Source organism: Eubacterium sp. An3 (genome assembly GCF_002159465.1).
Classification (GTDB): domain Bacteria; phylum Bacillota; class Clostridia; order Lachnospirales; family Lachnospiraceae; genus Anaerobutyricum; species Anaerobutyricum stercoris.
In genome coordinates, this window is the sequence record NZ_NFIR01000054.1 from 1 (window position 1) to 9,487 (window position 9,487).

Here is a 9,487-nt window from a genome sequence, read left to right on the forward strand (position 1 = left end):
GTGAAACCGGCGAAGGGCAATACGTCCAATAATAACAACAATAACACTCCGATCACGGTTGTTACGGATAAGGAAGTGAAGCAGCAGGAAGCGGCGCTGAACCAGAAGTATGAAGATTACGGAATGGTAAGGAATAGCGGAGTAGATGCCGGAAAGAGTGCAGCAATTTCTTATCCAAGTGCATCAACTGTATTTGAATATTTAGATGATTGGGGAATCCGAGATGTACCGGAAAACGGAAAATTTTACTGTTATTATGATATTGTGAGGCAGGATAAATACAAAAACGATGCAAGTATTAAGGTGACTTATACCACCGATGGCAGTACCCCAACCATCAACAGCACTGATGCTGGGAATGCAGCACACTTTAGGCTGACGTCCCAGACTCCAACAGTTAAAATCCATATTTATAAGGATGGAAAACTTGTAGCGTTGGATTATTATACTAACGGGCATCTTTATGTCAATGATGGAGAATATGATGACGAATAAACTTCACATCTTTATTGAAAAGCGGAACTGAGTTCCGCTTTTTCTCATATCTATCAAAGCCGGGAAATCCCCGGCTTTTTTTCTTTTTAAAATTCCAGAACACATAATTTTCATATTAAATACGTCGAAAGAACAGAGCGAAGGAATTTTCCTTCCCTTTTTCGATAGCGACGGCGGGGAACGCATATTTTTCCCCGGAAAAAGTAGAAAGGAGTGGTCCAATGAGAGATCCGCCAGTTTTACTTTAATACCCCTTGTACCTTGAAAACTAAACATTGTAAAGAAAGGAATCAGGTTTTATGACGAAAAAGAAAAAGAGAATCTTCCGTTCAGTTGTATCGTTCCTGTTAGCCTTTGCCATGGTTTTTACCGCTGTGATTCCAGCCTATGCGGTTGGTGTTGGCGGAAATGAACCAGTTCATGAAGGTGGAGATGGTATGAATTCGTTCAGAGAAAATTCAGGCGCATACTCTTCCTATGATCCGGATGATGGTGTTCAGGCTTTCGTGGTAGATGATGCTTATGGCTTTAAGGTTAGGAACACAAACAGTACCGTAGTTACCCCATTTGGCACTCAGGACAGAAAGGGTGGGGAAGCCTGCAGGAAGAAGTATTCGGAGAGCGGGGACAGCATGGACATGTCCAATTACTATATCTTCGATGCATCAAAGAATAAGACCTGCGGCTGGACCGGGACGAATTTCCGGATCTACAATACTGAAAAACAGGCTTATGAGACGATAGATGTAAAGGTCACCCTGCATGATATTGAGACCAGAGGAAATGATGGAAACTATATCTGGCTGCAGCACACATCTGCGACGCCAAACATCAACATTCTCTGTGTGGAAGAAATTAATAAAATTTATCTTCCAGTACTAAATATTCCTTCCACACCTACATAGAAAAATTCCTTATTCATATGGGATAGATATGAATAAATTAACAAAGCTGCCATTGGAAGGAATTGTATTAAAGATTTTGTATCAATAATCCAAACTGTTACAAATGATCCAAACTGAACTAAAAGGGCAAGCATAATAAGTAAAATGCCAACTGCAAATGTTTTTAATCCATAAGAAAAAAACCATTTACGTCCTGATTCTGCCAAATGAAAATTCATTCCTATGATAAAGCATGATAATCCCATAAAGGCATTACCTGCACCCAAAAAGTGAAGCCAAAATTCAGGAAGGACTGTAGCTATTGTACCTAATATCATAGCTATTAGATAAAAAAATGTTACAAAAATCCATAAAGATTTTCGATAATGTCTTGTGATATTCATGTAAAAATTAAAAACATAAAGTAATGACATAATACAAAGAGTAAAAATTGTCCATGGAAGCGTATTATTTCCAGTTTGAATAGCATATCCAAAAGAAATTACTGCAATACAAATAGATATTATAAAAACTGTCAAACCAAAAGCACCTGTATTTTTCCATTTTTTTTGTTTTCTATATAGGGATATATCATGGTTCATAGTTGTGTGTCGAGTGTATTCTGATTTGAATTCATCTAAAGCATTTTTTACATTAACTGGAAGTTCGGTATTTGCATATGCTTCATAAGACTTAGCTATATAATCATGTGCTATTTCGTAGTACATGGTTGAATTACGTTTTGAATATTTAATAAAATTTAATGATCGAAGTTTATTTAAACACTCTTTAAAATCGATTATATCTTGTTGTTCAAATATGCACAGAGCATTTTTGACATCATCATCTGTAAAAAATATTCCGCTGTTTCTTCCTATGCATAAAAGATACATAATCCTTGATGCCATGTAATAATTTCCTGTGCTACACAATTGAATATCAAAATATTGATTCATCATTACATTTTCATCTATATTAGAATCTAGTATCTGTACCTCTCCATAAGTATCAAATTCGTGTTTTAGCATATTAAATATAATTTGTTGTTGAATTAAAGTACTATTTTTAAAATGTTGGAATATTTCTTTACCGCGTTGTTCCTCTCCAAAAGCTTGTTCACAAAGTCGCTCCATAGTTTTTGTAACATTATGATAATCATTATTTTCATTCTTATTCCCACATATCAATATATTTTCGTCTGTATTTTGTCTATTTCCGGTAAGGTATTCTTTAAAAAAGAAGATTCCGGTATTACCAGTCATATATGATTTTGTTCCATCGAGATCATTAATATCAAATTCTGATACAAATGGAATAAAATATTCTTCACGCATGGAAAAGATAAAAACAGAGGGTAGTTTAGCAATCCTCTTAATTGTGTTTTTAACTTCGTTTTTTTTCTCATCGGACAAAAAGAAATATCGTTCAAAATGATCTAAAATTATGACTGTTGCGGTAGAATTCATAAGAGTCTGTTCGGGATTATTTTTGAATTCTTGCAACATATATTCCTCGAAATAACTATAATTTTCACTGAAATTTTTAATGATATAAGGGGAATTCTTATCATATTCAAATTGATTGATGATTGTAGATTTGCCGGATCCACTACGACCAATTAAGCAAATTCCCCGTTTATGATTTCTATCATTGAAACATACCTCAATTAAATGTTGCAAACATTTTATTTCCTCATCCCTTGGAATTAATCCGTTATCCATGTTTAGTTCTATTTTTTGATTACCTTCTATGCAATATAATCCGATAAATTGTTGCTTAGGTCTGTATGGCATAATGATAGTGGTTTTATCCATATATGTTTGAATACCAAGTAGAATAAAAAATGCAAAAATAATGATTCCTAATGCTAATATATCTCCTAAATATTTTTTTAGCATATCTGAAAATATTGAAAATCCTAATATAAAAATTACAAGTTCAAACCATTGGTCTCTTGTAATTGGAAAATGATAAATATTTCTATGTAATTTTTTTTCCCTGTTAATTTTGCGTTTCATATTTTATGATACCTCATTGAATAAAATCGCGTATTTCATTTAATCTATAATTTGTTACATCATAGCCATGTTTATAGAAAGCTTCCATATGATTTTGATTTTGTTCCATTCTTTTAGCTAATTCTTGTGTTGGACGAATCACTAATAGCTTTTTTTGGTTTTCGAATACTTTGATTTCTTCCAATATTTTTTGATATTGTTCATCTGCTTGCGACAAAAGTTTGACAAAATTTGGATATTTTGAATACATAACACGTTCAATTTTTTTTAGCCAAGTAGCTTTTTTTTTCGGAATATATTCTAATGTTCGTGTCATTATAACAATGTTCTTTTGATATCCCATCTTTATTGCGCGTTTAAAAGGTATAGGATCTGAACAACCGCCATCAAGATAAGGAATATTGTCAATGTAGACTTCTGGTAAAATATAAGGCATACTACAACTAGCTCGACAAATTTGCATAAGTCTTTTTTTATCTCTGTTTTGTGGAGGAGAAAAATATTCTGCTGAGCCGGTTAAACAATTTGTTACCACAAATTCACTAACAATATCGGAATTCCAAAATGTAGTATAATCGAACGGAATTAACTTATTTGGATATTCATCAAATACCATATCAAGATTTATTGGAGATTTTTTTTTTAATATGTTTTTCCAACAAATTGGTGGTGTATTACGCCCATGTGGAATCATACAATCTTTTGTTCTTCCAATTTGTCTCGAAATATAGTCAATAGCATTACATGTTCCCACTGATACTGATATTACATAAGGAAGATATATTTCATTTTTTTTTAAACAATCTAATACACCTGATGTAAATATTCCGCGGTTAGCTCCACCTTCAAGAACCAATCCCACTTTTTGAGAGTTTTTTATATCTGTCATTTTTATATCCTCCAGCACATTTTTAAAATAATATCCTATTGTATTCTTAAAATATATTTTTATAAAAATTTTAATTTATTATAGATGTTATAAAATAGTATATTATATTATTTTATTTTATAAAATATTTCTTTTTGTTGTTATAAGTGATTTTTTTGCTTTTCTTATTCTACTATCTCAGAGAAATCATTTCTTTTTCCCTTGTCAATCGGTAATGCCCCTTGTATAATGAGGTTAATCATAGAAAAGAAATAATTTCACAACCGAAGGACAAAAGCAGATCCTGTTTCTTCTATATAAATAGTGGCATCGTCGAAAAAGAAAATATTTCTTTTGGTATGAAAATTTTGTTTGTAGTGGGTGGCTGATGTAAGGCTTGTCCAATATGTTTAATCCATGGACATATATAAGGCTCATGGCTAGGAATGTGTTCCCCCATATCTAGCGAGAAAAATATTACGTTTTGCCTATAACAGGGGCGGTACGATTCTGGTTGAGTTGTTTTAAGTGATAAATTTTTTTGTGCTGATTACAATAATAAATATTTCGTAAATCGTGTTGATATGTACACAAGTTGATTAATTTTATAAGGTGAATTATGAGTAAAAGGTATTTGAAAACAGCGGTTATTAAAGAACTTTATGCAAAATCAGGGAATAGATGCTCTTTTCCTGGATGTGACTGTGAATTATTTGTTGAAGGTAACAATGTAAGTGAGATATGTCATATTCAGGGTTTAGAGAAAGGCAGTGCAAGATTCAATCCAAAATTATCAGAAAATGTAGCTAATAGTTTAGATAATTTAATTTTATTGTGTGCTATACATCATAAAATAATAGACCAGTCTCCTTCAAAATATACAGTTGAAGAATTAAAACGGATGAAGAAAAAACACGAAAAAAGGATTGCAAAATACAATAAACCCAAGAAATTTTATCGTAAATTAAGGAAAATTTTTCTGAACAGGGAGTTTGATATTATTCTTTTAGGGCATGATTTTTCTGCGATTTTTCCGAAACAATACTTTGATGCCATGGAAAAAGGATGTTGTGAGATAAAGAAATTAATTCAAAAAGATTGTACACTTGATGTACCAGATGAAGAAATTGAAGAAGTACGTTGTTTTGCGGAAGACCTTGAGTATTTTTTAGACAATGTAGCTATAGGCTATAAACTTACTAATACAGGATATGTTAAACCTCAATATGATGAATATGCAGAAGCTATTCATAAAAATTGGGAAAAAATTTGTAATGCATATAATAAGTGCAAATCTCTTGGTACAAAGGCAATATAATATTCTTTACAATTATAATTGAATAAATCCTATCCAAGCAGATACTCTATAACCTCTGTCAACTTTTATAGAAAATGCGAACAATAGTGGATGTGCCTATCCTTAATAGGATATGGCTTTAACAAAAACTTTATATTGAATGTAAAAGGGAGAGGTGCCGGCTTTTCTCTTTATCATTATCCAAAAGAAATCATTTCTGTTCCGGGAACGGAAAATTCTGTTTTTATCATCTTAGTATTGGGAGGAAAACAATAGAGTTTTTCTTATTGAAATTATTTTGCGAAGGGGGAAAATGAAAAGTATGACGAAGAAAGGTTTCATGATAGCATCCGCAGTTGGTTTATCCTTCTGTATGCTCGCTGTTGTGGCGCCGGCGACAAATGTAGACGTAGCAGCGAAGACAAAGCTGAACAAGAAGAAGATTACGATCAAGGTTGGCAAGAGCAAGAAGCTGAAGATCAAGAACCTGAAAGGTAAGAAGGTTAAGTGGAAGACCAGCAACAAGTCGGTCGTGAAGATCAAGAAGACCGGTAAGAAGACCGTGGTGAAGCTGAAAGGGAAAAAAGCCGGCACTGCCACAATCACGGCGAAGGTTGGAAAGAAGAAGTTCAAGTGCAAAGTGACGGTGAAGGCGGCGAAGAGCAATGCGTCCAACAATACCAACAACACGGAAGTAACGGTTATTACGGAAAAGGAGGTAAAGCAGCAGGAAGCGGCGCTGAATAAGAAGTACGAAGACTATGGCATGGTAAGGAATAGCGGAGTGTACTCAGGACATAGCGCAACTATTATTTATCCTAGTGCGGCAACTAAAGGAGAATATCTTGATGATTGTGGTATCCGTTCTGTGCCAGAAAGTGGAAAATATTATTGCTATTTTGATATTGTAAGACAAAATAAATATAAAAATGATTCCAGTATCAAAGTAACCTACACTACCGACGGCAGCATTCCAACGCTCAACAGCTACGATGCTGGAAACGAAGTTCATTTTAAAATGACTTCCCAGACTCCAACAGTTAAAGTTCATATTTACAAGGATGGAAAATTGGTCGCATTGTATTATTATACTAATGGTCACCTTTACGCCAACAATGGAGAGTACGACGAATAATAACTTATTATATCACTTCATATCAAAAGCGGGATTTACGTCCCGCTTTTTCTTATGCCTTTATCTATGATAACTGGATTCATTCCCCGCTTTTTCTTTTAAAATTCCAGAATACAAAATTTTCATATTAATAATGCTTGAAGAAAGCAGAGGTTTTTTACTGAACACAAAGACCTTTTACCAAAAAACGCTCCGGAGCAATCCATTGTTTGGGGCAGGGAAGGAGGGAGTGCCATGCGCGGTCCACCGGTTTTTGTATCATGAAACCTATTGTACCTTGACAACTACACACTAAGAAAGGAATCAGTTTTATGACGAAGAAAAAAAGAAAGTTCAAAGTCTTTATGTCCTTCCTTCTGGCGATTGCCATGGTCTTAACGTCAATCTTGCCAAGCGGAGCTATGATTGCATATGCAGCGGATCAGACAATTAAAGATAAGACCGACAGTGCGGCTTCTACACAGACAGTGATGGATATTGCTGATGTCAATACGCTGGAAATGGATATGTCAAATGCAACAGTTACCTATTCAAATCTTTTATCTGAGAATGGCGAGGCTGCAGACTGGTCCAACGCTGAGACAGAGGCGGGAGCAGAAAAAGAAAACCTCGGTAAAGCGATCGCCGGAAACTTAGATGCCGACAGGATCAATAGCACAGATAAAAGTTACTGGGTAAAATATTCCGGAATTAAATTATAAGAGACCGAGAAGGTCTTATTTTTTTGCTAAATATTTTTGACGTGTCATTTCTACGTTTGATTTGCATATATTTATAATGATTTTATTTGTCAAAAACAATTCATATAATTGGTAAATTCGTTGATTTTTACTCTTAAATGGTGTATGATAGCAGAAAGGAGATTATTTCGTGTATTCCGAACAAATAAGAAGGAGAGAGAAAACAATGATTGTAATGGACGTGCAAATAGACAATTTTTTTGCGTTCAAAAATTTTCGCATGAATATGGCTTATCCAAAAAAAATAGTTAATTCTTATATTCAAGATGAATTTTTAGAAGGATATCCTAATTTTCGGTATAAAAAAGTAAATATTTTAATGGGATCAAATGCAACCGGTAAAACATCATTTGGACAAATGTTAATGCGGATTTTTAACTTTATCGAAAAAAAACAATATAGTATGCTCACAGATGTGGTTTCTGATACGGCAAGAGAAGCAACATTATCGATTGATTTTGTCGTAAATGATGCTGTTTTGTATAGAATGCTCACAATTATTGACCCCAAATCGACGGATGGATATGAAAGTCCAGATATTCATGTTTGTGTTAAAATGACCCCTATTACTCAAAAAGATAATTATGAAAGTTGCAGTAAACGTTTAGATAAAATGTGTTGTGATGCAAAGTATAGCTTTGTAGAAGAATTAGAAGAAATAAAAGGGTTATCATGGTTATTTGAATATCCTTCTGAAACATTAGGAAAATATAAAATTCCAAAAAGTGATCACCGTATATATGTTTCTATTTTAGAAAAAACATTGCGTGCATTAGATCCCTCTATTATAAGGGTAGAAGCGATTGATGCTGTTGAAGATTCTTTTGTTATCAGAATGAAAAACAAAGATATTATTATGCAGGACGGAAAATTAGTGAATACGAATATTTTGTCCAGTGGTACGAGATCAGGGATTGCTATTGCGAATGTTATGGTATCCATTATAAATGGAAGAAATGGATTTTATTATTGCGATGAAAAATTTTCTTATATACATAGTGATATAGAACGTGCTTTTCTTTCTGTTATGATCGATAGTCTCAAAAAAAATGACCAGTTATTTTTTACAACACATAATACAGATATTTTGGACTTGCCGTTGCCAAAACACTCTTTTGTATTTCTAAAAAAAGATATTGATGATGAAGAACAACCAATTAAATGTATCAATGCTTCAGATTTCTTAAAACGAAGCACGGATTCTTTGAGGAACGCAGTGGAAAATGACCTATTTTCTGTAGCACCCAATGTAGAATTGATTTATAAAATAGGGGAATTAAGTACAAAAGAGGATTAAGTATGAAAAAAGGAAGTTACCATTATTTTGTAGAAGGCGAAGATGATGCAAAAGTTATCAACATTCTCAAAACAGACTTACGTTTGATTATTCCCGGAAAAGTCCAAATATTTAATGTTATGCAGGAGAAGATAACGAATCCCAGATTAATGTCTTTAAAAGCTGATACGATTGTAATATTGGTCTTTGATACAGATGTGGGAGAGACCACTACTCTTTTAGATAACATAAAAATATTAAAAAAAGCACCGAATGTAAAAGATGTGTTCTGTATCACACAAGTAAAAAAACTGGAAGATGAACTGATACGGAGTTGCGATATCAAACAAATCAAGGATTTGACAGGGAGCAGATCCAATGGGGATTTTAAAAGGGATATGTTGAAAGACAATGCATTTGCTCAAAAATTAAAAAAACATCATTTCGATTTTAATATCTTTTGGAATTCCATTGATAAAAATTTCTGTAATGTAGACAATGACGCTGCTAAAGTTAAAATTAAATAGCGACAAGGATTTTACAGTTTCTAAAGGATATTGTATTGTATAGTATAAACATCAAGTGGGGTATGTGTTTGCGGACATATACTTGAGAGAGTCGGAGCAATTCGGCTCTCTTGTTATTTATAGATGAAAGGTAAACGGTAGATATCTCGTACCTGTACAAATCTGGAGCAAACCTGTATGATAAGGACAGATTTGCTCCAATCTTTCGCTCACTTCTCTTTTCCGGATTTCCGGCAGTTCGCCGGCA

At 33.5% G+C, this 9,487-nt stretch carries 9 protein-coding genes; 7 read left to right on the forward strand and 2 right to left on the reverse strand.

Annotated elements, in window-relative coordinates:
• Both B5F87_RS19425 and B5F87_RS19430 read left to right on the forward strand, forming a co-directional pair.
• A partial coding sequence (locus tag B5F87_RS19425; protein ID WP_143405299.1) for a chitobiase/beta-hexosaminidase C-terminal domain-containing protein occupies nucleotides 1-495 on the forward strand: 495 nt, incomplete at its 5' end.
• Between the two features lie 299 nt (nucleotides 496-794).
• Nucleotides 795-1,400: a hypothetical protein gene (locus B5F87_RS19430; RefSeq protein WP_087284153.1), complete on the forward strand. Its 606-nt coding sequence runs from the start codon at nucleotides 795-797 to the stop codon at nucleotides 1,398-1,400.
• Here B5F87_RS19430 and B5F87_RS19435 read toward each other — a convergent pair.
• The gene (locus tag B5F87_RS19435) at nucleotides 1,361-3,397 is read right to left on the reverse strand and encodes an ATP-binding protein (protein ID WP_087284156.1); all 2,037 of its coding nucleotides are present in this window, start codon (nucleotides 3,395-3,397) and stop codon (nucleotides 1,361-1,363) included. The genes B5F87_RS19430 and B5F87_RS19435 overlap by 40 nt on opposite strands.
• A gap of 13 nt (nucleotides 3,398-3,410) precedes the next feature.
• Nucleotides 3,411-4,286 carry a patatin family protein gene (locus B5F87_RS19440; RefSeq protein ID WP_087284159.1) on the reverse strand — a complete coding sequence of 292 codons (876 nt, stop codon included), beginning with the start codon at nucleotides 4,284-4,286 and terminating at the stop codon, nucleotides 3,411-3,413.
• A 598-nt stretch (nucleotides 4,287-4,884) separates the two neighbouring features.
• Between B5F87_RS19440 and B5F87_RS19445 the strand changes: the two genes are divergently transcribed.
• From B5F87_RS19445 to B5F87_RS19465, 5 genes are all read left to right on the forward strand, one after another.
• Entirely contained in the window at nucleotides 4,885-5,583 is a 699-nt protein-coding gene (locus tag B5F87_RS19445; RefSeq protein WP_087284162.1) for an HNH endonuclease signature motif containing protein, read from the forward strand.
• A 301-nt stretch (nucleotides 5,584-5,884) separates the two neighbouring features.
• Nucleotides 5,885-6,697 carry a hypothetical protein gene (locus tag B5F87_RS19450; RefSeq protein ID WP_143405300.1) on the forward strand — a complete coding sequence of 271 codons (813 nt, stop codon included), beginning with the start codon at nucleotides 5,885-5,887 and terminating at the stop codon, nucleotides 6,695-6,697.
• A gap of 311 nt (nucleotides 6,698-7,008) precedes the next feature.
• Entirely contained in the window at nucleotides 7,009-7,398 is a 390-nt protein-coding gene (locus tag B5F87_RS19455) for a hypothetical protein (RefSeq protein ID WP_087284170.1), read from the forward strand.
• A gap of 205 nt (nucleotides 7,399-7,603) precedes the next feature.
• Complete coding sequence (locus tag B5F87_RS19460; protein WP_087284172.1) at nucleotides 7,604-8,734, forward strand: ATP-binding protein; 1,131 nt, start codon at nucleotides 7,604-7,606, stop codon at nucleotides 8,732-8,734.
• A 2-nt stretch (nucleotides 8,735-8,736) separates the two neighbouring features.
• Nucleotides 8,737-9,240: a hypothetical protein gene (locus B5F87_RS19465; protein WP_087284175.1), complete on the forward strand. Its 504-nt coding sequence runs from the start codon at nucleotides 8,737-8,739 to the stop codon at nucleotides 9,238-9,240.
• Nucleotides 9,241-9,487 lie beyond the last annotated feature (247 nt).